Origin of the sequence: Pseudomonas sp. Wu6 (genome assembly GCF_019891515.1) — a bacterium.
GTDB classification, from domain to species: Bacteria; Pseudomonadota; Gammaproteobacteria; order Pseudomonadales; family Pseudomonadaceae; genus Aquipseudomonas; species Aquipseudomonas orientalis_A.
Genome location: NZ_JAFLXH010000059.1, coordinates 1 through 21,559 on the forward strand (window position 1 = coordinate 1; position 21,559 = coordinate 21,559).

The window sequence follows — 21,559 nt, forward strand, 5'->3', positions numbered from 1 at the left end:
CGCTTGCGATCTCTCGTAAGCGGGAGGCGAATTCTACAGCGTTACACGCTGCTGTCAACACCTCTTTTTCAACTTCCTTTTGGCTTCGATGAACTGAAGCGGCCTGCTGTCTAAAACTACTTAACTCATTGTTTACCAAGGAGTTTTCCGTTTCGACTGCGCCGGAAGTGGGGCGAATTATAGACAGATAAAATTCTACGTCAATCGTTAATGTGAACTTTCTATCAATCCCGCTTAAAACCCCTCAGCGCTTGCTTAACTGAGCAATATATTGCGCAGTACTCGGCAGTTAAGCATCATAATCCCTCTGCCCTTCTATATATGACTTCGGACAACACCTTTAATGACCACCCCACCCCGCAGCCCGGCCTCCGTACTCTTCCCCGTAGGCCTGCTGTTGATCGCGATGGCATCCATCCAGTCCGGCGCTTCGCTGGCCAAAAGCATGTTCCCGATTATTGGTGCGCAAGGAACCACCACCCTGCGCCTGATCTTCGCCAGCGTGATCATGCTGCTTCTATTGCGCCCATGGCGCGCCAAGCTGACGGCCAGGTCCCTGCGCACGGTCGTGGTCTACGGGATGGCGCTGGGCGGCATGAACTTTCTCTTCTATATGTCGCTGCGCACCGTCCCCCTGGGTATTGCGGTTGCCCTGGAGTTCACGGGCCCGCTCGCCGTCGCCATCTATGCATCGCGCCGGGCAGTGGACTTTTTGTGGGTCGCGCTCGCGCTCATCGGTCTGCTCCTGTTGATTCCGATGGGCGAAGCCAGCAGTGGCATCGACGTGGTGGGTGCCGCGTATGCACTCGGCGCCGGCGTTTGCTGGGGGCTCTATATTCTGTTCGGCCAGAAGGCGGGGAACGATAACGGGGTGCAGACCGCCGCGCTCGGCGTAATGATCGCGGCTCTGTTCGTCGCGCCCATCGGCATCGTGCACGCCGGCACCGCGTTGCTGAGCCCCGCGCTGATTCCTGTGGCCATCGGCGTGGCTATCTTGTCCACGGCCCTGCCCTACACATTGGAAATGGTTGCGCTCACCCGCCTGCCCGCTCGCACTTTCGGTACCTTGATGAGTATCGAGCCGGCGTTCGGCGCCCTCTCCGGTCTGTTCTTCCTGCATGAGCAACTGACGCTCGCGCAATGGCTGGCCATCACCTGCATTATCCTGGCCTCCGTCGGTGCCACGCTGACAATGCGCAACGAATCCAAACCACTGGTAGCCGCCGACTGACGCTCTTTGCAGGCAGCTCTGGTATTTAACGCTCATTTAGGCCATGTTTAGGGTGGTAAACGATGTCTTTCATGGAGAAGTTCGACACGGACAGCATGAACGCTACGCTCGAGAGCGAGTAAAGGCCGGCTTCGATCCTTTTGCGAAGCGGCTATTTAAGGATTGGAATGAATCGAATTTTGATACTGTTGCTGGTCGTAGGCATTGCTGGGTGTGCCGCGACCACAAAAACAGAAGTGAAACGGGGCAAGAAAGGACTGCACATCAACTGTTCGGGCCTGTCCTCCTCATGGGATCAGTGCTACACCAGCGCAGCCAATTCATGCGGTGCCAAGGGATATCGGGTTATCGCCAAATCCGGCGAGAACTCCGAGGAGCCAGGGGATTATCCGTTCGGCCTCAACCCTGCCGGCTATACCAGTCGCAGCATGATCGTCATTTGCAAATAGGTACCTGAGCGACGCACAACAAGAGCGTCGCATGGGTAGTCAGCGCCGGTGATGCGACGCGGTTTTCAGCTGGGACCGTCAGGACTTCGTACTCGAAGCCCCGAGCCAGTCCTGAATCAGATAGCCGCTGTACGCACCTGCAACCACTCGAGTGCATCGCCACTGAGCAACGGGCTCAGACGCTCGCGTACCTGGGCATGATAAGCGTTGAACCACTCGCGCTCATCAGCGCTGAGCAAGGACGGCTCCAGGCAACGGGTGTCGATCGGGCACAACGTCAGCGTTTCGAACTTGAGGAATTCACCAAACTCGGTCGTCCCCGCTTCGCGGTTCAACACCAGGTTCTCGATCCGCACGCCCCAACGCCCAGGGCGGTAGGTACCCGGCTCGATCGACGTAATCATGCCCGGCTGCATCGCCGTCTGCGGTGCGGCCAGCGCCTGGTAGGCGATCACTTGCGGGCCTTCATGCACGTTGAGGAAATACCCTACACCGTGCCCCGTACCATGACCGTAATCCACGCCTTCGGCCCAGATCGGCGCACGCGCGATGGCATCGAGCAGCGGCGACAGGATGCCTTTGGGGAAATGAGCGCGGGACAAGGCAATCACACCCTTGAGCACCCGCGTGCAATCGCGTTTCTGTTCTTCACTCGGCGTACCGATGGGCACCATTCGCGTGATATCCGTCGTGCCACCCAGGTACTGGCCGCCCGAGTCGATCAGCAACAAGCCATCGCCTTCGATCACCGCATGCTCTTCTGGCGTGGCGTGGTAGTGCGGCATCGCGCCGTTGGCGTTGAAGGCCGCGATGGTGTTGAAACTCAGCGATACATAACCCGGACGACGGGTACGCGCCGCCGTCAGATGCTCATCGATGGTCAATTCGGTAATGCGCTCGCGCCCCAGGGCCGTTTCCAGCCAAGCGAAAAATTCGCACAAGGCGGCGCCATCCTGCTCCATGGCCTGACGGATATGTTCGGCATCAGCCAGGCTTTTACGCGACTTGGCCAGGGTGGTTGGGTTCAAGCCTTCCACCCGCTTCACACCGGCGTCGAGATGTTCCAGTAGACCGGCCGTGACGCGTGCCGGATCAATTTGCAGGCTTGCCCCTGCCGGTACAGCTCGCAGCGCGTCGGCCACGTCACTGTAATCGCGTACGGTCACGCCATCACGCTCGAGTGCCGAGCGCAGCTGCGCATCAACTTTGCTCAGCGCCACGAACAGAGTGGCCTGCTGCTGACTGATCAAGGCGAAAGACACGAATACCGGATTGAACGAGACATCGCCGCCGCGCAGGTTGAACAACCAGGCGATGTCATCCAGTGTCGCGATGAAATGCCAGTCAGCACCGTTGTCTTTCAGGCTGGCGCGCAGGGCTGCGAGTTTGTCGCCTCGGCTGAGGGTCGCCTGTGGGGGCAAATGCTGATAGATCGGCTGGTTCGGCAGCGTCGGGCGGTCGTGCCAGACTGCATTGAGCAGGTCGACATCGGTACGCAAGCGCGCGCCACGCTCAGCCAGCTTGCCACCCAGGGTCCGTGCCGACGCCACGGCCATTACCGCGCCATCCACCGCCACCACACCGCCTTCCGGGGTTTGTTCAGCCAACCACTCCAGCGGGCCGGGTTGGCCCGGTTGCAGTTTGACCAGTTCGATGCCACTGCCTTTGAGTTCCTTGGTCGCCTGTTCCCAGTAGCGGCTGTCGGCCCACACACCGGCAAAATCGGCGGTGACGATCAGCGTTCCCACCGAACCATGGAATCCCGACAACCATTGGCGCCCCTGCCAGTATCCCGGCAGGTACTCGGACAAATGCGGATCCGCGGACGGCACCAACAGGGCGTGAATGCCCTCCCGGCGCATCAGCTCACGGGTCTGCGCCAGGCGCTGGGGAACCGTTCCAGAGGTCAAAGGCTGCGTACTCATTGTGTCTCCTGCTAACCACTAATAATTGTTATGGACTGCGGACAAGTTTCAGACCGCCCAGAACGCCGGTGCGCTGGCCAGGGCCGACTTGATCAGTTGTGCCGCTTCGTCGATATCCCGCTCGGTGGTAAAGCGGCCGAGACTCAAACGAATGGTACGGCCGGCGCTGCGCGCGTCATGCCCCAGGGCCAGAAGCACATGGGACGGCGCGTTGCTCGCCGAATTGCACGCTGAAGTCGCCGAAAAGGCAATGCCGGCGCTCAACGCACTGGGGTTGAATTCGCCTTCGCTGAACGTAAGGCTCAGAGTATGAGGGATTCGCTGGGTGGGGCTGCCGTTGAGGCGCACGCCCGCAATCGACCCCAACTGATCCAGCAGACGCTGACGCAAGGCCACGATTTGTGCCTTTTCCTCGGCAAAAGACACCGCCGCCAGGGCGAACGCCGTACCCATGCCCGCAATCTGGTGAGTCGCCAGGGTACCCGAACGCAAGCCACCCTCATGACCGCCGCCATGAATCTGCGCCAGTACCTTCTGCTGCGCGCGAGGCCCCACGTACAACGCGCCGATGCCCTTCGGACCATAAAGCTTGTGGGCCGAAAACGACATCAAGTCCACCGGCCACTGCGCCAGGTCGATGGCGACCTTGCCCGCGCCCTGGGCCGCGTCCACATGGAACAACGCCCCCTGCTCACGCACCCGGGCGCCGATGGCCGGGATATCGTTCAACGTGCCCAGTTCGTTATTGACCAGCATCAGCGACACCAGGAAAGTGTCTTCACGCAGCGCCTCACTGACCGCTTCGACACTGATCAGGCCGTCGGCATCAGGCACCAGGTAGGTCACCGCCACACCGGCATCCTGCAATTGCCGCGCAGTGTCGAGCGTCGCCTTGTGCTCGATCTGGCTGGTGATGATATGCCCGCCGGTTACGCCACGGGCCTGGGCCACACCTTTGATCGCCAGGTTATTGGACTCGGTGGCGCCGGAGGTCCAGACAATTTGCTCGGGCTGGGCGCCGACCAGTTCGGCCACCTGCTGACGCGCCTGCTCGACCGTTTGCCGGGCCGCCTGGCCGAACGCATGGGAGCTGGACGCAGGGTTACCGAAATTGGCATTGAAGCCCAGACACTCAACCATCACCTGGATGACCCGCTCATCCACCGGCGTGGTGGCGGCGTAGTCGAAATACAACGGACGTTTATTCATGGTGTTAAAAACTCGCAGAGCGTGTTCCCGAGAGCAGTGTCGCGGGGGCATCGAACAGATCAGAGGTTGTCAGGTTTAACTGATCGGATGCCGTTAAAGAAGGACCACTTTATGAAAATGTGCGTAGGAACGCTCCTGAAATTCAGCTTAACAGGCTGAAGTCACGCCATGGAAAACAAAAAACCCGAGATTCCTTAAGGGAAACCCGGGCTCTTCACCGCGACAGCACCGCTCAACTGGGACGATCCTTCAGGGCTACGCTGCGCTCGGCATTCATTTCGCCCTGATGATCAAAACCGAACGACTTGAGTGGCTGGCCGGTCAGTGCCGCGCGCTGGTGTTGATAGTCATCGAATGACAAACCGCGACGACTCAGCGCTTCCAGCGCCAGTTGCCGGGTTTCCTGGGCGGAGTAGGGGCGCAGCTCCGGGGATGGATGGGTCGCGCATCCGGCGAGGACAGAGGTGACAAGCAACAGCGAAACAGCGAGTGAGCGGATCATGGCGGTGGCCCTGCAAAGGAGGTGTCGAATCAATGAACACAGGCTACTCCCGCCCTCGCACGCTGAAAAATCACCGTCCTCGATAGTCGCTATCAACCGTTGCGGCAGACTCGATAATCACAACTCGTTATTTCTTTATGATCTATAAATATGTAAATCAATTAATTTACGGAATATGAGAATCCCTCTATAAACAACGCTGCCCGCCAACGTTGCCGCGACTCGCCAAAGGCAATTCCCGTATTTTATTTCCAAGAGAGGTGTCCATGCAGTTATTAACCCTCCCCCCCTCGCCCGCGCTCGCGACCTCCATTCGTGCCACGGCCCAGGTGTTCGAAGACCCGAAATCCAAGGCCTTGCTCGACCACATCCAGCAAGTGGCGCCGAGCGAAGCCAGCGTGCTGATCATCGGCGAAACCGGCACCGGCAAGGAGCTGGTAGCACGGCACATCCACAACCTCAGTGCGCGGCGCAACCGGCCATTCGTGGCGGTCAACTGCGGGGCGTTTTCTGAATCCCTTGTCGAAGCCGAGCTGTTCGGCCACGAAAAAGGCGCCTTTACCGGCGCCCTCTGCGCCAAGGCGGGCTGGTTCGAAGAGGCCGATGGCGGCACCTTGTTCCTCGATGAAATCGGCGATTTGCCCCTGCCGATCCAGGTCAAGCTGCTTCGGGTGCTGCAGGAACGTGAAGTGGTACGCCTGGGCTCGCGCAAGAGTATTCCTATCGACGTGCGGGTACTGGCGGCAACCAATGTACAACTGGAAAAAGCCATCAACGCCGGGCATTTTCGCGAAGACCTTTACTACCGTCTCGACGTGGTCAGCCTGGAGCTCAACCCACTGCGCGAGCGCCCGGGCGATGTCCTGCCGCTGACCCGACACTTTATCGACACCTACAGCCGACGCCTGGGTTATGGCCCGGTCACCATCAGCCGCGAGGCCGAGCACAAACTCAAGAGCTACAGCTGGCCGGGCAATATTCGTGAGCTGGAAAACGTGATCCATCACACGTTGCTGATCTGCCGCAACAGCGTGATCGAACGCGACGATCTGCGCCTGTCGAACCTGCGCATCGAACGCCAGGACGACAGCCAGCAATGCCTCGACAACAGCGCCGAAGCGTTGCTCGCGCGGGCCTTTCAAAAACTGTTCGAGGAACAGGCCGGCGCCCTGCACGAAAAAGTCGAGGACGCGCTGTTACGCGCCGCTTACCGCTTCAGCCACTACAACCAGGTGCACACCGCCAGTCTCCTGGGCTTGAGCCGCAACGTCACACGCGCGCGGCTGATCAAGATCGGCGAGTTGGCGGTGAACAAGCGCAGACCGGGGGAAAACCTGCAGGGCGAGCGGATGCTGCACCTATCCATTTAGGCGGCAGTGCAAGGCGTCGTCATGGCTGCGCTCAAAACTGCGCAGCACCTGGAACGAATCAAAGATTACCGCCTTGGCCCGGTGCACGCGGATCAGCGTCCAGAAATCCTCGCCGCCCTGCTCGAAGCGCCTGAATGCCGCCTCGCCATCCTCGCGGGATTGCCATTGCAGGTAGTTGAGCACCCGCCGCCCGTCATCGCTGACCTGCACGCTCGCACGCAAAAAGCCGTCATGACTCTGCGCCAGTCGCTCGCTTTGCACGGTCAAGGCCGCCACCAGGGCCGCCTGATGACGCGGGTCGATGTGAAATTCGATCACCTGTGTGAAGCCGCGACTCTTCTCTGATACCTGCATGAACACTCCCCTTTCTTTGTAGGCAGAATCTTGCGATCCAGTGCCATGCAGGGTAAAACCTCTAGTTAAGTCAAGGTCAAGCGCTGAATCGGGGTTTTTATGCTCAACAAGGAACTCACCGTTGGCCAGTTGGCTGCCCGCAGCGGCGTGGCCGTCACTGCGCTGCATTTCTACGAAACCAAGGGGCTGATCAAAAGCAATCGCAACGCCGGCAACCAGCGGCGCTACCCACGGGATGTGTTGCGGCGGGTGGTGGTGATCAAGATCGCCCAGCGCCTGGGCATTCCGCTGGCGACCATCGGCGAGGCATTACAGGCATTGCCCGATGGCCGAACGCCCACCGCCAAGGATTGGGCACGCCTGTCGGCACGCTGGCGGGAAGACCTGGATGAGCGGATCAATAAACTGTCGATGCTGCGCGACAAGCTCAATGGCTGCATAGGTTGCGGGTGCCTGTCGATGGAGGCGTGCCCGTTGCGCAACCAGGGCGACCAACTCGGTGAGCGCGGACCGGGCGCGCAGTTGCTGGAGCCTACGGCGCAGTCCTGAACTCACGCCCCTGCGCAAGGACGCCGGCGCCCTTCCACAGAGGCGATCAACGGGTGGGCGGTGAACCCGACGCGTCCGGCCGGCCCCGGTAAGCCGCGCACCCCAGCCACACGGTCATCACGGCCAATGCCGTCAGCGGCAGCCCGTGGAACAGCACGATCACCTGGGCCGGCGTCCACGTCACATAGAACGGCCCGACCACCAGCATCCCCACGCCAAAGCCCACCATCTGAATCAGGACCAACAAGCTGAACAGCGGCAGGCGCAAGCTGTCCGGTTCGCTTTGCGCGCGGGAGACCAACGCCACTTCGGACAACCCGTCGCCCAATCCTGCCCACACCACCAACAGCAGCGCCAACCACAATTCGGTTTGCTGGAACGTCAGGATAAAGCCGCTGGACATCAGCGCCACGCCGAACATGAACAACCGCTCCATGCCTGGCATGCCGCGCCCCTTCAACAGCGCACTGGCGATACGCGCCCCAATGAACTTGCCACAGGCCCAGACCGCCAGCAGGTAACCCATCACGGTTTTGGCCGTGTCCGGGGAAATGTACTGGGATAGCACCGGCCAGCCGACGTTATGCGCCGCACTGCCGAGGGTGTCGAGCATGCTGATCAACAACATCGCGGCCAGCACCGGCGCGCCGCGCAGCCCCCTGGTCAACGCGCGCCACTCTGCCGAAAGGCCGCGATGCGTGGCAACGGTAACGCTGTACAACGCACGCAGTGGCATGACCAGGCAAGCAGCTATCACATAGGTGCCGATATTCACCGCGAATACCGCCTCGAATCCCCCCGTGGCAATCAGCAGCCCCGACAGCAAGCTGCCGAACACGGCGCCGGTCGCGGCCGCCGAGGTGATCCAGGCGTTGGTATCGACCCGCTGTTCAAGGGCAACCCAGGTAGGCAACTGGCTGTTGAGGCCGATGGCGAACAGCGAATTGCACAGGCCGATACCGAAGGCGATAAACGGCAGCAGGCTCAGTTGATGCGCAGGGATCAGCAGCAGCAACGGCGTCAGCAACAGCGCTCGCGCCAGGTCCAGCCCGGCCAGGGTGCCGCGCCCGGCGAAACGCCGGAAAAACGGGATGCCGAACAGGCTGGCGACAATGCCACCGGTCACGCGGCACGCCAGGAAGATGCTGACGAACACCACGCTTTGGCTGAGCCAGTAAACATAGGTGGACAAGGCCACCATGTTGAGGAAGGCGCCAAAGTCCGACACGCCGCGAGCGAAAATGATCAGCCGCGCGTTGCGGATCGACAGGTACAGCTGTTGATCGTGGCTCATGCAGGCGGCGCCGCTTGATCATCCGGCACGCTGCGCAGGCTGACCAGCAGCATGTCGCGCCAGGCCGGAGTCGACTCTACCTTCGGCCGCACATCGCCGGCGCGATGGTAGAGCCCTCGGTCATCGATCACGAGGGTTTCCAGGAAGCGCGTCATCGGCAGATTCAACACGCGACTGTGCTCCTCATCACTGGTAAACACCTCCGAGACCACCGGCAATGTGTTGTGCTCGCCGATAAAATGCATGAACACCCAATCCAGACCGTCCTGGTGAATCCCCGACGTGGTGGGGCTGCACGCTTGCGCGTCGGCCCGCACACGGAACTGGTGGATATCGATGGTATGACTCTGCTCGTCCAGGTGCGGTGCGATCACCGCCAGGTCGGTGGCCAGCAGCTTGCGCATCAGCGGATGTTCGATAAAACCTTCCTCGCTGTAGCTCAAATGGTTCACCCCCTGGCGATAGTTGACGGCGTAGGTGACCGGCGACTTGAACGCCGTGCTCCTGTCAATCTGCAATTGCCGTGACGGTGATAAACGATAGCGCAGAATACGCCGCTCGCGATGGGTGTACGCCTTGAACGCCTCGTCGCGCACCAGGTTGGCCCAGTACGCACGAAAGCTCTGCTCTTCGCCCGCCTCGACACTGACCAACTCGCCAAAGTCAGGCCGATGGCAGTAATGGTGCTCGCGCAAGTGCGCGGAAATTGTCGGGATATCCATATCGCTAGCCTGCCACCGGGTTGTCGATGATGACGCGCAAGTGCTGGCCGACCGCATCATGCAGTGCGCGCGCATCGGCAGCGTCCGCGACCCTGGCCCAGCACTTGAGCAGATAGTGCTCCTCGATATCCGCATCGATCATGTGCCCCGGCTCCTGCTGGGCATACTCGAGCACCGCAACGTTCTGTTCCAGAAACTCCACGCCTTCAATGCCTTGAAACCGACCGCTGTGCTGCGGGTAGATCGCCAGCATCGCGTAATGTTGCCCGGCCTCGGCCACCTTGCGAGCGCCCGCTTCCAATTGCGCGTCGATGTCCTGCTCGCCCGTCAGCAACGAAAGATACATCTGATAGGGATCGATACCGGCCAGATCGCGGAACGCCGCGTTCACATAGAGCCCGCCCACGCGCGGGTTGATCTCGATCACCACAGGGCCCTGCGGGGTCATGCGGAACTCGAAATGCACCACGGCGTTGGTCAGGCCGACCGCTTTCAGACACGCTACGGCGTACGCGCGGATCTGCTCGCACTCGCGGTCGGTGAAGGAGGTCGGAGGGGAAATCAGCAGGTTTTCGAGCACCGTGCCGCTGCGCTCGGTCAGCAACAGTTTTTCGTTGATCAGCAGTGGATGCACACGCTCGCCGGCCACCACACATTCCACACTGCCTTCGATACCGGGGATGTAGCCCTCCAGCAACAGACTGCGCCCGGGAATGTAGGCATGCCGTTGGCCGTCGTCCTCCAGTAGGGTGTGCGCACAACCATAGAAGTCCGCGTACGCCGCCGTGGCGTGGTCTTTGACAAACAGCGCGTAGTGGCTGCGCAGTTCCGCCCAATTGGCGCATTTCCTGATAAACGCCGAAGCGCCGCCAAACGGCGGTTTGGCGATCAGCGGATAGCCGACCTGCTCGGCCTGTTGCTGGAGTTGCTCTTCGTTATTGCACAGCGCAAACGGCACCGAGGCAATGCCGTGCTGTTTCAGCACCCTGCGCATCAGGAACTTGTTGTTGCACGCCGCCACCGCCTCGGGGCGGCTATGCACCAGGCCCAGGCGCTGGGAAGCTCGCGCAACGATGCAACCGACTTCGCCCAGCGCGGACGGATGGCCGGCCTGGCAGAAGATTCCGCGAATCTGATACTGCCCATCGAGCTGGCCGACCAACGCCAGAATGGCCTGCTCGTTGAGCGCGTCGAGCAGGAACACCGCGTCACTGTCATCCCTGAGCCGTTGCACATGCCTGCGCCCTGCCACGCCCGCCGTCAAGCACACCAGGCCCTGGGCGCGGGCAGCCGCGAAGTGCGGCTCCCGGTAGTTATAACGAACAGACGTACTGTCATCGACATCGATAAAAAGAATGGCGTCCTGTTTCATGCTTTATACCGCCTTAGTCCATCAATTTATTCAGGCATCCTGCCAACTGCACCACTGCCCTTCCCAGTTACGGAAACGGTAATGACGCTGCCCATCGCGAACTTCGAAGTACGGCAAGTCCTCAGGCTTTTCAAAGTCCAGCAGCGGCACCGTAAACTTGCCTTGGGCGTGCGGTAGAACATATTCGGGCAGGGCAATATTGGACACTCGCCGCTTGAGGCGATCCATGATGGCGATGGCCTGACTGATCGACGCCTTGTATTCAGAGGCGCCGGGAGAAAACGGCATGAAGTGATATAAGTAATAAGGCTTCACACCCAAACGATAAAGATCGATAAACAGTTTATGCAGTGTGGCTTCATCATCGTTGACGCCGCGCAACAATGGCATATTGGAAAATACGATCGGCACAACGCCCTGAATACGTTTGACCGCCACGGCAAAGTCAGCGCTGAGTTCGAGCGGGTGGCAGACGTGCACGCCAAACGCATTGACCTTGTACTTTTCCAGCATCGCGATCAACTCATCGGTCACGCGAAACGGGTTGAAACTCAAGGCCCGCGAGTGAACGCGGATCAGCAGGTCGTCGCTGATCCCGCGCAGCGCGGCCAGGTACTCTTCAAGCTTGCGGTCGGCCAGCATCAGCGGGTCGCCGCCGCTGAGAATCACTTCTTCGATGGCCGGGTTGGCGCGGATGTACTCCACCGACTCCATAAAGGAATCCCGGCTGGCGTTGGCCTTGTCCGTGCCCACCTGCAAGGTGCGCAGCGCTTCGAAGCAGAACTGGCAATAGGCATTGCAGGTATTGGTGGTGCGCAGGATCACGCGATTGTCGTACTTGTGCTGGCAGATGGGCGTCTTCATTTCATGGCCCAGCTCCCAGTTCTCGGAAGTGCCATCGTAATCACCCTCGACCTGCTCGCTCCAGTACGGCACCACTTGCCGCCACAGCGGGTGGTCCATGACGGTGCCACTGGTGACGGAGCGCCTGATCAGATCAATGTAGTACGGCGTGATCTGCATCTTGCGCCCCAGCAGGTTATGTTCGATGTGCGCCGTGGTCTGCTCGTCCCAACCACCGCAGGCAGCACGAAGACTCGGTTCATCACGCAGGGCATTCTTCTGCTGCCAACGCCAGTCCTGCCACTGCACCGAGCGGTGAATTTCTTGATCAAAAATCGACATGAGTAGGTACTCTCTGTTAAGGCATATGAACGCGTGCCCTTCCCTGGCGGGAACAGCGATGTTCGCAACAATGACAATCGACTTGGGAGGCAGGCGGCGATCAATTGGCCGATGCAATCAGCCACGCAGGAAAGTAACAACAACTTACTATAAGGGGGGTCGGATAAGCGACGGAGACGGTCATTTAATACACTTCCTTTTTTAAAATTATCTGACTTCCATGCCGACACCTACTAAAGCCGAAGCCTTCGACAGCGTCAATACAATATCCTTGCTTTTTTTCAGGTTTCAAACCACGCCTGCGCCCACCTCCCGCAAACATAGGTATTCAGCCGTTAAAATGCATTCATTTAAAAAGTAAATAACATCGTCAATAACCCGCTCAGCTTCCCGCGAGATTATTTTTATACTTATATAACTACGTAGTTGCGCGCTTATTACTCTGCCTCGGTGTGCACCCAGTCCGTGGGAGCAATCACGCACGATCAGCGCCCATGCGTAAGGCCCGCTGTGCGCCTGAAACATTTTCTTTCATTTCTCGCCTGGGGATTTCTCATTCTCATTCGTCTTAATTTAGATACAGCCCGTCGCGTCAGCAAAAGCTACGACCGGCCTTTTCCGGGCCTCCATTGCCCCTTCCATCAAGACCCTCATCCACATGTCGAAGAAGTCACGCTCAAAACTCTGGTTTCTCGTACACAGCTGGCTGGCGTTGCCCATCTGGTTCTTTGTCCTGATCGTCTGCGTCACCGGCACCCTGGCGGTGGTCAGCCAGGAAATCGTCTGGCTGGCCAACCCGGATATCCGCGCGAGCAAGCCCTCCGATGATGCCCAACCGCTGAGCTTCGACCAGGTGATCGCCGCCATCAAGCGCGACGAGCCCCAGGTCATCGTGCGCTCGATCATCCGTCCCGACGAATCGCACTTCGCGTTGATGGTCGGCCTCAGCTATCCGGACGGGCGTTCGGTCGATGCCTATGCCAACCCCTACACGGGGGCCATCCAGGGGATCAGCCCGGCCTTCGACTTCCAGCAATTCACCCGCGCCCTGCACGGCTGGTGGCTGGTGCCGTTCACCAATGGCTTCAGTTGGGGCTGGTACTTGGTGTCGCTGCTCGGCCTGCCGCTGCTGGCCTCGTTGGTCACTGGCCTTGTGGTGTACAAGCGTTTCTGGAAAGGTTTTTTGCGGCCCACCCTGCGCATCCGTCACGGCGCACGGATTTTCTGGGGCGACTTCCACCGCCTGAGCGGTATCTGGTCGATCTGGTTCATCGCCGTCATCTCCATTACCGGCACCTGGTTCCTGATCCAGGCGATTCTGGGTGACAACCAGATCTCCATTTCCAGCGAGCCCATCGTGCCGGTGATTGCCCGGGAAAAGGTGCCGCTGTCCGCACCCGGCGTGCCGGCCCCGATGATTGCCCTGGACGACGCGATCAAGATCGCCACCCAGCGCATCCCCGGGCTGGAAGCCACCTTTGCCTTCCTGCCGCTCAATGCCTACAGCCACCTGCAGATCGGCGGGCGCGGCTGGTACCCGCTGATGTTCCAGACCGCGCAACTGAATCCCTACAGCGGTGAAATCGCCGTATCGCACCTGCTGTCCGACCGCACCGCGCTGGAGTTCGTCACCGAGTCCATGCGCCCGCTGCACACCGGTGACTTTGGCGGCCTGTGGATCAAGCTGATCTGGGCCTTCTTCGGCCTGGTGCTGAGCATGATGGTGTTGAGCGGCTTGCTGATCTGGACCAAGCGCACCGCCCTGGCCACCCTCAACGCTTTCAAACGCGAGGCCAAGACCCAGCGCCAGCCTGTGCCCACCCCAGCCTTGCAGGCTGAAACCTCGGAGACTCACTGATGAGCAGAGTCGCGGCCAAACCCTCTTCACCCCTGCGGGCCTGGTGGCTGAAGTGGCGTTTCCATATAAACATCCTGCTATTGCTGGTGCCGCTGGGCTTCATGCCCAAGTATTTTGCCGATGCCGCCCTGTTTCGCGGGGATGCCGGCATTGGCGAGCGGGTCGCCGGGGACATTCAAGTCGGCCCCTGGAGCCTGACCCTCGCCGAGTTTCGCAACGAAGGCCCGCGCCCGGACCCGGCCGGCCCGATGAAAGCGTTTAACGCCGCCCTGTGCGCCACCTGTGCCGAGCAGGTCAAGGCCACCTACCTGCGCATCGGCAAGCCCCGCAGCCTGCGGGCCGCCGGGGTGATCTTCTTTGGTACGCCGTACCGCATGGGCGCCATCGTGCCGGTACCGGAACGCACGCCGGTCGATGCCGAGCTGTGGGTCACCATGGAAGGCTGGGACGGCACCATGCACCAGGGTTCCATCCCGCTGAGCCAGGCCTCGCCTGCCACCATTGCCTGGTTGAACAAGCAAGGAGTCAAACCATGATATTCAAACGCCTGACTGCCGGTTGCGTACTGTTGCTCAGTACCGGCTTCAGTCAACTTGCCCTCGCTCACAACCCGATGTGCGAGTGCAAGGAAATCCCCGGTGAACAGATCCAGTGCAAGGGCGGGTTCTCCGACGGCAGCGGCGCTCCGGGCGTGACCCTGGATGTGATCGGCTACGACGAGACCATCCTGGTACCGGGCAAGCTCGGTGAGGATTCGACCCTGACCTTCAAGAAACCCACGGCCGAATTCTATGTACTGTTCGATGCCGGCCCCGGTCACGTGGTGGAAATCGACCAAGCGGATATCCAGGCGCAATGAGTACCGTACAGGTAGTGCGCCCCGCCGGCGCGGGGCATGAAACCCTCTATGTGCTGTTGCTGTGCCTGATCATCCTGGCGGTGGCGGGAACGGTGGTGGCCTTGCACGGTGAAACCCAAGAGGTCGCAGCTGTGCCCAGTCATCAGCTGGATGCCCGGCGCGACCTGAGCGCGGCCGAACAAGGCATCTACGCCGACCTGCGGGTGACCCTGGATGAAATCCACTTGCTGCAACAAGAGCAGAACGCCCTGCCCACGCCGGACCAATTGGCGCAAGAAGGCTTTGCACCGTTCGCCCAGGACGCCAGTTCCGTCAGCCGTGGCGATCATCGCTGGCAACTGCTCGCGCCCTCGACCTATCTGGGCTTGAGCCAGGCCACCGACACCAGTGGCTCGCTGCTGATGCGCGTGCAAGGCGCCGAGCCGGATATCTGGCTCAACCGTGGCAAACACCTGGCCGTCCCCTTCGACCTCACTGACCAGGCGCTGATCGCTGCCGGCTGGCAGCAGGTGGTCGCGCAATTCGATGCCGGCGTGACCCGCCAGCACCGCCACTGAACGAGAAGACCGATTGCCCATGTCCATTTCATCTCCCCTGTTGCGCCTGTTGCTGGTTGGCCTGTTCAGCCTGGTCCTCGCTCCCCTGGCGAATGCCGAAGCGAGCAAACGCCTGCGCATCGGTATCACCTTGCATCCTTACTACAGCTACGTGGCCAACATCGTCGGCGACAAGGCCGACGTGGTGCCGCTGATTCCGGCGGGCTTCAACCCCCATGCCTACGAGCCGCGCGCCGAAGACATCAAGCGCATCGGCACCCTGGACGTGATCGTGCTCAATGGCGTGGGGCATGACGACTTCGCCGATCGCATGATCGCCACCAGCGAGCGCCCGGATATCCCGGTGATCGAAGCCAACGCCAATGTGCCGCTGCTGGCCGCCACCGGCAACGCCGCGCGCGGTGCGGGCAAGGTGGTCAACCCGCACACGTTCCTGTCGATCAGCGCGTCGATTGCCCAGGTCAATAACATCGCCCGCGAGTTGGGCAGGCTGGACCCGGACAACGCCAAGGCCTACACCCAGAACGCCCGCGCCTACGGCAAGCGTCTGCGCCAGATGCGCGCCGACGCCCTGGCCAAGCTGACCAGCGCACCCAACCCGGACCTGCGCGTAGCCACGGTGCACGCGGCCTACGACTACCTGCTGCGCGAGTTCGGCCTGGAAGTCACCGCCGTGGTCGAACCGGCCCACGGCATCGAACCGAGCCCCAGCCAGCTGAAGAAAACCATCGATGAACTGCGCGCCCTGGACGTGAAAGTGATCTTCTCGGAAATGGATTTCCCGTCCACCTATGTCGATACGATCCAGCGTGAATCCGGGGTCAAGCTGTATCCGCTGTCACATATTTCCTACGGCGAATACAGCGCCCAGAAGTACGAAGTGGAAATGACCGGCAACCTCAATACCGTGGTCCGGGCGATCCAGGAGTCGGGAACATGACGGCGGCAGAACACCTGAACATTGTGAGCAACGGCCCGACGCTGGACTTCGACAACGTCGCGCTGACCCTGGGCCGTACCGTGATTCTCGATGGCGTGAGTTTCCAGGTTCAGCCCGGCAGCATCCACGCGCTGGTCGGCCCGAATGGCGGCGGCAAGAGTTCACTGATCAAGACCCTGCTGGGACAAACGCCGCATCAGGGCCGATTGAGCCTGGCATGGCCGACCACGCCCGGCACCATCGGCTATGTGCCCCAGGCCCTGGAGTTCGACCGGGGGTTGCCGATGACGGTGGATGATTTCATGGCTGCCATGTGCCAGCGGCGGCCGGCGTTTCTTGGCCTGTCCCGGCACTACGCCGGTGCGATTGGCGAGGCGCTGGAACGGGTCGGCATGCAGGACAAGCGCAAGCGGCGCATGGGCGCGCTGTCCGGTGGCGAGCGCCAGCGTGTGCTGCTGGCCCAGGGCCTGATTCCGGCGCCGCAATTGCTGGTGCTGGATGAGCCGATGTCGGCGCTGGACGAAGCCGGTATCCAGGTGTTCGAACGCTTGCTCAGGGACTGGCGACTGGCCGGGATCACCGTGCTGTGGGTCGAGCATGACCTGGAAGCCGTTGGCCGTCTGGCCGACCGTGTCACCGGCCTGAACCGCCGCGTGCTGTTCGACGCCACGCCCCGGGAAGCGCTGACCCCGGATCGCCTGCTGAGCCTGTTTTCCACTCACCCTCGGAGCCCGGCGCAATGAGTTATGAAGCGTTTCGCTTGATGGTCCAGGGCTGGGCCTCTTCCGGCTATTTGCCGGAGGCGCTGGCCTATGGTTTTGTGGTCAACGCGCTGCTCGCCGGGTTGCTGATCGGCCCGGTGCTGGGCGGACTGGGCACGCTGGTGGTGGTCAAGCGCTTTGCGTTTTTCTCCGAAGCGGTCGGCCATGCCGCCCTGACCGGCGTGGCCGTGGGCATCCTGCTCGGTGAACCCTACACCGGGCCCTACGGCAGCCTGTTCGGCTATTGCCTGCTGTTCGGCATCCTGCTCAATTACCTGCGCAACCGCACCGGCCTGGCGCCGGATACGCTGATCGGCGTGTTCCTGTCGGTGTCCCTGGCGTTGGGCGCCAGCCTGCTGTTGACCCTGGCCGGCAAGATCAATGTGCACATCCTGGAAAACGTGCTGTTTGGCTCGGTGCTGACGGTCAACGGCAACGACTTGCTGGTGCTGGCGGTGGTCGGTGCGCTGGTGATGGCCCTGGCGCTGCCGCTGTACAACCGCATCATGCTCGCCAGCTTCAACCCGCAGTTGGCGGCAGTGCGCGGCGTGGCGGTGAAGACCCTGGACTATCTGTTCGTGATTCTGGTGACGCTGATCACCGTCGCGGCGGTCAAGGTGATCGGCGCAATCCTGGTCGGTGCCCTGCTGGTCATTCCGGCGGCGGCGGCGCGGCTGTTGAGCCAATCGCTCAAGGGCTTCTTCTGGGTTTCGGTGGCCATCGCTACCGTCAGTACCCTGTGCGGCATCCTGCTGCCGATCATCTTCGACCTGCCTGTACCCTCCGGTGCCGCGATCATTCTGGTTGCCGGCATCGCCTTCGCCCTCGCCGCCATCGCGCGCGGCACAGTGCCCAGCCTCAAAGGGAATCTTGGATAATGCGCCCTGTCTTTCGCCCACTGGCCCTGACCATTGCCTGCTTGCTCAGCACCTCGGCGCTCGCCGTCGTGGATGGTTTTCAAACCAGGGACTTCGTTGCCAACCATGGCCTTGGCCATGCCGCGCTGACCAAGGCCAAATCGGTAAAACCGGTCAAGGTGCTGGCGTCGTTGCCGATCACCTACGGCCTTGCTGAAGTGCTGCTCAAAGGCTGCGACGTGCAGCTCGAACGCGCGGCACCCGCCAATTTGCCCGGTTCGCGGCAAGTGTCCTACTTCACCGGGCGCGGTGCGTCGGCGCTGAGCCAACTGGCCCAGGATGCCGATGCCGCCATCGGCCTGCGCTCGCTGTGGGCCGATGACCCGCTCTACCCCGTGGCGCGGCGCAGCAACATCCGTATTGTCGAAGTCGACGCCGCGCGCCCGGTGGACGGCGGTTTGCCGGGCATCGCCGTGCAGCCGGGCGTCAGCGATGGCTTGAACAGCCAACCCTGGCAGTCGAGCAACAACATGGGACGCATGGCCGATGTGTTGGCGGCCGACCTGAGCCGCCTGGCGCCGGGCGCCAAAGCGCAGATCGACGCTAACCTGGCCGCGCTCAAGCAACGCCTGCTCAAGCTCACCGCCGACAGCGAGGCGCGCCTGGCCAGGGCCGATAATCTGAGTGTGGTCAGCTTGAGCGATCACTTCGCCTATCTGGTCAGCAGCTTGAACCTGGAAGTGCTCGGTACCGATGCGCGTCCGGATGCAGACTGGACGCCTGAGGCGCTGCAAACGCTCAGTGCGCAGCTCAAGGACAATGAGGTGGCGCTGGTGCTGCACCACCGCCAGCCGAGTGAGGCGGTGAAAGCGGCTGTCAGTGCCGGCGGCGCCAACCTGCTGGTGTTGAATGTAGACGGTGCCGATCCTGTGACAGAGCTGGAAACCAATGTGGATCAGGTGATCAAGACGCTGACGCCTTAACGTCCACCCCCACATGAATCGCATCATGGCGCCAGAACTCCAGGTCGCAATCGATCAAGCGCTGGTGCTGGTCATAGTTGACCCGGGCGATCCGCAAGCCCGGGCTGCCCACCGATACGCGCAACGCAGCGGCGGCTTCCACCGGCAATGAGGTCGGCACGATCTCGAAACGCACCCGCCCATAGTGCAAATCGTACTTGCGCGCATAGAGTTCGGTCATCGACTGATTCAAATCGCACGCTAGGATGTCCGGGAAATAGTGGGGGTTCAGGTAGTGCTCCACGTACAGCACCAGACGCCCGTCAATCCTGCGCGCCCGGCAAATCTGGATCACGCTGGACAACGCCGGCAGCCGCAGCCACGCACACACCGCCGCCGACGCCGGTTGCAGGCGCGCCGAAATAACCTCAGTGGACGCCACGCGCCCCTGGTCGCTGACCATCGCGTGAAAGTGGCTGCGCTGCATCAGGTTATAGGCCAGCCGGGGTGACGAGACGAACCAGCCCCTGCGCTCCTCGCGATAGATCTGCCCTTGGGCCTCCAGCTGTAACAAAGCTTCGCGCACGGTAATCCGAGTGGTACCAAACAACTCGCTGAGCTTGCGTTCGGCGGGCAGCTTGCTGGCAGGCGGCAACAGGCCATGATCGATCTGCTCTTGCAGCGCCAGGCCGATGGAGGTTACCGCCTTGATTGCCTCGTCACGCATCAACGTTACCTATCTGGACTAGACCAGCACTGTTCGGGTGCATAAAACGCGCTCTTGATGGGCTCGTGCTGCTGCTTGCCAGCCTAGGCACTGCAGATGACCGACAGATGACAACGCAGGTCGTTGCCCGCACCACACCCTGCAATACATCGGCCAAGTCCATGGCCTGCGGGCCCTTGGGCATGGTCTACGCTAAGTCTGAACGCAGCGACACCCGTGCTTCAAAAACGACATCGACATGAAACTGTCATCCATCGGGCCTAGATTGGCTCAGGTATTGCTGACCTAGACCACACCCTCGCCAACGTTCAGATAAAACGCCGCGTGATAAACGCCCAAAGGAGCTTCGGATGAAACAGCTTTTCCTGGCATCACTGTTAGGCTCGACCATTGCCATGTGCACCGCCGCCATGGCCGCTGATACCGATCTAAAAACCTTGGAAGCCGCCGCCAAGAGCGAGGGCGCCGTGAACAGCGTCGGCATGCCCGATGACTGGGCCAACTGGAAAGGCACCTGGGAAGACCTGGCCCGCATCCATGGCCTCAAGCACATCGACACCGACATGAGCTCGGCCCAGGAAATCGCCAAGTTCAAGGCCGAAAAAGACAATGCCAGCGCGGATATCGGCGACGTGGGCGCCGCCTTCGGTCCCATCGCGGTGAAGCAGGAAGTGACCCAGCCGTACAAACCCTCCACCTGGGCTTCGGTACCGGATTGGGCGAAGGACAAAGACGGCCACTGGGCACTGGCCTACACCGGCACTATCGCGTTTATCGTCAACAAGAAACTGCTCCACGGCTCCGAAGTCCCGACCAGTTGGGCCGACCTGCAAACCGGCAAATACAAGGTCTCGGTGGGTGACGTAAGCACCGCCGCCCAAGCCTCCAACGCGGTACTCGCCGCCGCCATCGCCAACAAGGGCGACGAGAAAAACATCGCACCGGGCCTGCAGTTCTTCACCAAGATCGCCCAGCAAGGTCGCCTAGGCCTGTCCAACCCGACCATCGCCACCCTGGAAAAAGGCGAAGTCGAAGTGGGTATCGTCTGGGACTTCAACGGCCTGAGCTACAAGGCCAAGATGGCCAACCCGGATGACTACGTGGTGCTGATCCCATCGGATGGCTCGGTGAAGTCCGGCTACACCACCATCATCAACAAGTACGCCAAGCACCCGAACGCCGCCAAGCTGACGCGCGAATACATCTTCAGCGATGCCGGCCAGCTCAACCTGGCCAAAGGCAATGCCCGTCCGATCCGCGCCGAGACCGACCTGAAACTGCCGGCTGACATCGCCAAAAACCTGATCCCGGGTGAGCAATACACCAAGGCCAACCCGCAGCCGATCAAGGATGCCGATGCCTGGGAAGCGACGTCCAAGAAGCTGCCGCAACTGTGGAACGAGCAGGTGATTGTAGAAATGAAGTGAGGGTTTAAGCCCACATTGGAGATCCACTGGAGATCCAATGTGGGAGGGGGCTTGCCCTGATGCCAGTCAGTTAGGGCTTTTTGTAGGAGCGAGCTTGCTCGCGAAAAATTCACAGGCACCGCGTTCATCCAGAAAGCACGCGTTATCGTTGACGTTTTTCGCGAGCAAGCTCGCTCCTACAGAGGGCGGTGTACGCTTAACGGACTGGCATCAGGGCTTGCCTCTTCCCACACTTGCATCCGGTTTCCAGCGGGAAATCGAGTGAAGTCCAATCTTGTCGCGGAGCCCCAGCCCCCATGAAGCACCCTGTCATCCTTGTCGTGCTCGACGGCCTGAACGCCGGGGTCGCCCGGCACGCCATGGGGCACTTGCAGGCTTATGTCGGCGCAGGACGCGCAGCCTTCTACACACTGGAATGTGAACTGCCCGCCCAGTCCCGCCCGGTTTAT

The 21,559-nt window shown here is 61.0% G+C and carries 22 protein-coding genes and 1 pseudogene; 14 read left to right on the forward strand and 9 right to left on the reverse strand.

Going from position 1 to position 21,559, the window contains the following annotated elements; all coding sequences use genetic code 11:
• The first annotated feature begins 343 nt into the window (after positions 1 to 343).
• Both rhtA and J1G34_RS25570 read left to right on the forward strand, forming a co-directional pair.
• On the forward strand, positions 344 to 1,231 hold the full coding sequence (rhtA, locus tag J1G34_RS25565) for a threonine/homoserine exporter RhtA (protein ID WP_222994808.1): 888 nt from the start codon (positions 344 to 346) through the stop codon (positions 1,229 to 1,231).
• Between the two features lie 167 nt (positions 1,232 to 1,398).
• Positions 1,399 to 1,680 carry a hypothetical protein gene (locus J1G34_RS25570; RefSeq protein WP_065888242.1) on the forward strand — a complete coding sequence of 94 codons (282 nt, stop codon included), beginning with the start codon at positions 1,399 to 1,401 and terminating at the stop codon, positions 1,678 to 1,680.
• A gap of 116 nt (positions 1,681 to 1,796) precedes the next feature.
• Here the strand turns inward: J1G34_RS25570 and J1G34_RS25575 are convergent, their stop codons facing one another.
• The 3 genes from J1G34_RS25575 to J1G34_RS25585 all read right to left on the reverse strand — a co-directional run bounded on the left by J1G34_RS25575 (position 1,797) and on the right by J1G34_RS25585 (position 5,316).
• Positions 1,797 to 3,605, reverse strand: coding sequence for an aminopeptidase P family protein (locus tag J1G34_RS25575; RefSeq protein ID WP_122463961.1), 1,809 nt, complete (start codon positions 3,603 to 3,605; stop codon positions 1,797 to 1,799).
• A gap of 48 nt (positions 3,606 to 3,653) precedes the next feature.
• A complete protein-coding gene (locus tag J1G34_RS25580) occupies positions 3,654 to 4,814 on the reverse strand; it encodes a cysteine desulfurase family protein (RefSeq protein WP_065891645.1) in 1,161 nt (386 codons plus the stop codon).
• 232 nt (positions 4,815 to 5,046) lie between these two features.
• Positions 5,047 to 5,316: a hypothetical protein gene (locus J1G34_RS25585; RefSeq protein WP_065888239.1), complete on the reverse strand. Its 270-nt coding sequence runs from the start codon at positions 5,314 to 5,316 to the stop codon at positions 5,047 to 5,049.
• Between the two features lie 266 nt (positions 5,317 to 5,582).
• Between J1G34_RS25585 and J1G34_RS25590 the strand changes: the two genes are divergently transcribed.
• Positions 5,583 to 6,686, forward strand: coding sequence for a sigma-54 interaction domain-containing protein (locus J1G34_RS25590; RefSeq protein ID WP_222994809.1), 1,104 nt, complete (start codon positions 5,583 to 5,585; stop codon positions 6,684 to 6,686).
• Here J1G34_RS25590 and J1G34_RS25595 read toward each other — a convergent pair.
• On the reverse strand, positions 6,675 to 7,040 hold the full coding sequence (locus J1G34_RS25595) for an antibiotic biosynthesis monooxygenase (RefSeq protein ID WP_065891648.1): 366 nt from the start codon (positions 7,038 to 7,040) through the stop codon (positions 6,675 to 6,677). The genes J1G34_RS25590 and J1G34_RS25595 overlap by 12 nt on opposite strands.
• Before the next feature lie 99 nt (positions 7,041 to 7,139).
• Between J1G34_RS25595 and soxR the strand changes: the two genes are divergently transcribed.
• Positions 7,140 to 7,589: a redox-sensitive transcriptional activator SoxR gene (gene soxR, locus J1G34_RS25600; RefSeq protein ID WP_065888237.1), complete on the forward strand. Its 450-nt coding sequence runs from the start codon at positions 7,140 to 7,142 to the stop codon at positions 7,587 to 7,589.
• 46 nt (positions 7,590 to 7,635) lie between these two features.
• On the opposite strand, the gene J1G34_RS25605 is transcribed toward soxR, so the two are convergent.
• From J1G34_RS25605 to J1G34_RS25620, 4 genes are read right to left on the reverse strand one after another with little or no spacing between them, the layout of a single operon-like run.
• Complete coding sequence (locus tag J1G34_RS25605; RefSeq protein ID WP_222994810.1) at positions 7,636 to 8,883, reverse strand: MFS transporter; 1,248 nt, start codon at positions 8,881 to 8,883, stop codon at positions 7,636 to 7,638.
• On the reverse strand, positions 8,880 to 9,605 hold the full coding sequence (locus J1G34_RS25610) for a 2OG-Fe dioxygenase family protein (RefSeq protein WP_222994811.1): 726 nt from the start codon (positions 9,603 to 9,605) through the stop codon (positions 8,880 to 8,882). Before J1G34_RS25610 ends, J1G34_RS25605 begins: the two co-directional genes overlap by 4 nt.
• A 4-nt stretch (positions 9,606 to 9,609) precedes the next feature.
• On the reverse strand, positions 9,610 to 10,977 hold the full coding sequence (locus J1G34_RS25615) for an ATP-grasp domain-containing protein (RefSeq protein ID WP_222994812.1): 1,368 nt from the start codon (positions 10,975 to 10,977) through the stop codon (positions 9,610 to 9,612).
• Between the two features lie 30 nt (positions 10,978 to 11,007).
• Complete coding sequence (locus tag J1G34_RS25620; RefSeq protein ID WP_065891640.1) at positions 11,008 to 12,162, reverse strand: KamA family radical SAM protein; 1,155 nt, start codon at positions 12,160 to 12,162, stop codon at positions 11,008 to 11,010.
• A gap of 658 nt (positions 12,163 to 12,820) precedes the next feature.
• Here J1G34_RS25620 and J1G34_RS25625 point away from each other — a divergent pair.
• Genes J1G34_RS25625 through J1G34_RS25660 form a run of 8 tightly spaced genes read left to right on the forward strand, consistent with a single transcriptional unit; the run spans position 12,821 to position 18,977 of the window.
• Positions 12,821 to 14,020 (forward strand): PepSY-associated TM helix domain-containing protein, encoded by a 1,200-nt coding sequence (locus J1G34_RS25625; RefSeq protein ID WP_065895920.1) that lies wholly within the window; start codon positions 12,821 to 12,823, stop codon positions 14,018 to 14,020.
• Positions 14,020 to 14,556 (forward strand): thiamine pyrophosphate-binding protein, encoded by a 537-nt coding sequence (locus J1G34_RS25630; protein WP_065891638.1) that lies wholly within the window; start codon positions 14,020 to 14,022, stop codon positions 14,554 to 14,556. Before J1G34_RS25625 ends, J1G34_RS25630 begins: the two co-directional genes overlap by 1 nt.
• Entirely contained in the window at positions 14,553 to 14,879 is a 327-nt protein-coding gene (locus J1G34_RS25635) for a hypothetical protein (RefSeq protein ID WP_065891637.1), read from the forward strand. Before J1G34_RS25630 ends, J1G34_RS25635 begins: the two co-directional genes overlap by 4 nt.
• Positions 14,876 to 15,436, forward strand: a complete 561-nt coding sequence (locus J1G34_RS25640; protein ID WP_065891636.1) for a DUF6162 family protein — start codon at positions 14,876 to 14,878, stop codon at positions 15,434 to 15,436. The genes J1G34_RS25635 and J1G34_RS25640 overlap by 4 nt, the downstream gene beginning before the upstream one ends.
• A 19-nt stretch (positions 15,437 to 15,455) precedes the next feature.
• The gene (locus J1G34_RS25645) at positions 15,456 to 16,376 is read left to right on the forward strand and encodes a metal ABC transporter substrate-binding protein (protein ID WP_065935457.1); all 921 of its coding nucleotides are present in this window, start codon (positions 15,456 to 15,458) and stop codon (positions 16,374 to 16,376) included.
• Positions 16,373 to 17,119, forward strand: a complete 747-nt coding sequence (locus J1G34_RS25650; protein ID WP_065935456.1) for a metal ABC transporter ATP-binding protein — start codon at positions 16,373 to 16,375, stop codon at positions 17,117 to 17,119. The genes J1G34_RS25645 and J1G34_RS25650 overlap by 4 nt, the downstream gene beginning before the upstream one ends.
• Positions 17,116 to 18,015, forward strand: coding sequence for a metal ABC transporter permease (locus J1G34_RS25655; protein WP_065895922.1), 900 nt, complete (start codon positions 17,116 to 17,118; stop codon positions 18,013 to 18,015). Before J1G34_RS25650 ends, J1G34_RS25655 begins: the two co-directional genes overlap by 4 nt.
• Positions 18,015 to 18,977, forward strand: coding sequence for a metal ABC transporter solute-binding protein, Zn/Mn family (locus J1G34_RS25660; RefSeq protein WP_122483023.1), 963 nt, complete (start codon positions 18,015 to 18,017; stop codon positions 18,975 to 18,977). Before J1G34_RS25655 ends, J1G34_RS25660 begins: the two co-directional genes overlap by 1 nt.
• On the opposite strand, the gene J1G34_RS25665 is transcribed toward J1G34_RS25660, so the two are convergent.
• The gene (locus J1G34_RS25665) at positions 18,958 to 19,683 is read right to left on the reverse strand and encodes a UTRA domain-containing protein (protein WP_222994813.1); all 726 of its coding nucleotides are present in this window, start codon (positions 19,681 to 19,683) and stop codon (positions 18,958 to 18,960) included. The two genes, J1G34_RS25660 and J1G34_RS25665, sit on opposite strands and share 20 nt — an antisense overlap.
• Before the next feature lie 350 nt (positions 19,684 to 20,033).
• On the opposite strand from J1G34_RS25665, the gene J1G34_RS25670 reads away from it, so the two are divergent.
• Both J1G34_RS25670 and J1G34_RS25675 read left to right on the forward strand, forming a co-directional pair.
• Positions 20,034 to 21,110 (forward strand): ABC transporter substrate-binding protein, encoded by a 1,077-nt coding sequence (locus tag J1G34_RS25670; RefSeq protein WP_065895924.1) that lies wholly within the window; start codon positions 20,034 to 20,036, stop codon positions 21,108 to 21,110.
• A 296-nt stretch (positions 21,111 to 21,406) separates the two neighbouring features.
• Positions 21,407 to 21,559: pseudogene (locus tag J1G34_RS25675) on the forward strand (alkaline phosphatase family protein); the annotation flags it as partial.

Coding starts and splice junctions, on each gene's coding strand:
- rhtA (WP_222994808.1), top strand. CDS start 344: ATGACCACCCCACCCCGCAGCCCGGCCTCCGTACTCTTCCCCGTAGGC.
- J1G34_RS25570 (WP_065888242.1), top strand. CDS start 1,399: ATGAATCGAATTTTGATACTGTTGCTGGTCGTAGGCATTGCTGGGTGT.
- J1G34_RS25575 (WP_122463961.1), bottom strand. CDS start 3,605: ATGAGTACGCAGCCTTTGACCTCTGGAACGGTTCCCCAGCGCCTGGCG.
- J1G34_RS25580 (WP_065891645.1), bottom strand. CDS start 4,814: ATGAATAAACGTCCGTTGTATTTCGACTACGCCGCCACCACGCCGGTG.
- J1G34_RS25585 (WP_065888239.1), bottom strand. CDS start 5,316: ATGATCCGCTCACTCGCTGTTTCGCTGTTGCTTGTCACCTCTGTCCTC.
- J1G34_RS25590 (WP_222994809.1), top strand. CDS start 5,583: ATGCAGTTATTAACCCTCCCCCCCTCGCCCGCGCTCGCGACCTCCATT.
- J1G34_RS25595 (WP_065891648.1), bottom strand. CDS start 7,040: ATGCAGGTATCAGAGAAGAGTCGCGGCTTCACACAGGTGATCGAATTT.
- soxR (WP_065888237.1), top strand. CDS start 7,140: ATGCTCAACAAGGAACTCACCGTTGGCCAGTTGGCTGCCCGCAGCGGC.
- J1G34_RS25605 (WP_222994810.1), bottom strand. CDS start 8,883: ATGAGCCACGATCAACAGCTGTACCTGTCGATCCGCAACGCGCGGCTG.
- J1G34_RS25610 (WP_222994811.1), bottom strand. CDS start 9,605: ATGGATATCCCGACAATTTCCGCGCACTTGCGCGAGCACCATTACTGC.
- J1G34_RS25615 (WP_222994812.1), bottom strand. CDS start 10,977: ATGAAACAGGACGCCATTCTTTTTATCGATGTCGATGACAGTACGTCT.
- J1G34_RS25620 (WP_065891640.1), bottom strand. CDS start 12,162: ATGTCGATTTTTGATCAAGAAATTCACCGCTCGGTGCAGTGGCAGGAC.
- J1G34_RS25625 (WP_065895920.1), top strand. CDS start 12,821: ATGTCGAAGAAGTCACGCTCAAAACTCTGGTTTCTCGTACACAGCTGG.
- J1G34_RS25630 (WP_065891638.1), top strand. CDS start 14,020: ATGAGCAGAGTCGCGGCCAAACCCTCTTCACCCCTGCGGGCCTGGTGG.
- J1G34_RS25635 (WP_065891637.1), top strand. CDS start 14,553: ATGATATTCAAACGCCTGACTGCCGGTTGCGTACTGTTGCTCAGTACC.
- J1G34_RS25640 (WP_065891636.1), top strand. CDS start 14,876: ATGAGTACCGTACAGGTAGTGCGCCCCGCCGGCGCGGGGCATGAAACC.
- J1G34_RS25645 (WP_065935457.1), top strand. CDS start 15,456: ATGTCCATTTCATCTCCCCTGTTGCGCCTGTTGCTGGTTGGCCTGTTC.
- J1G34_RS25650 (WP_065935456.1), top strand. CDS start 16,373: ATGACGGCGGCAGAACACCTGAACATTGTGAGCAACGGCCCGACGCTG.
- J1G34_RS25655 (WP_065895922.1), top strand. CDS start 17,116: ATGAGTTATGAAGCGTTTCGCTTGATGGTCCAGGGCTGGGCCTCTTCC.
- J1G34_RS25660 (WP_122483023.1), top strand. CDS start 18,015: ATGCGCCCTGTCTTTCGCCCACTGGCCCTGACCATTGCCTGCTTGCTC.
- J1G34_RS25665 (WP_222994813.1), bottom strand. CDS start 19,683: ATGCGTGACGAGGCAATCAAGGCGGTAACCTCCATCGGCCTGGCGCTG.
- J1G34_RS25670 (WP_065895924.1), top strand. CDS start 20,034: ATGAAACAGCTTTTCCTGGCATCACTGTTAGGCTCGACCATTGCCATG.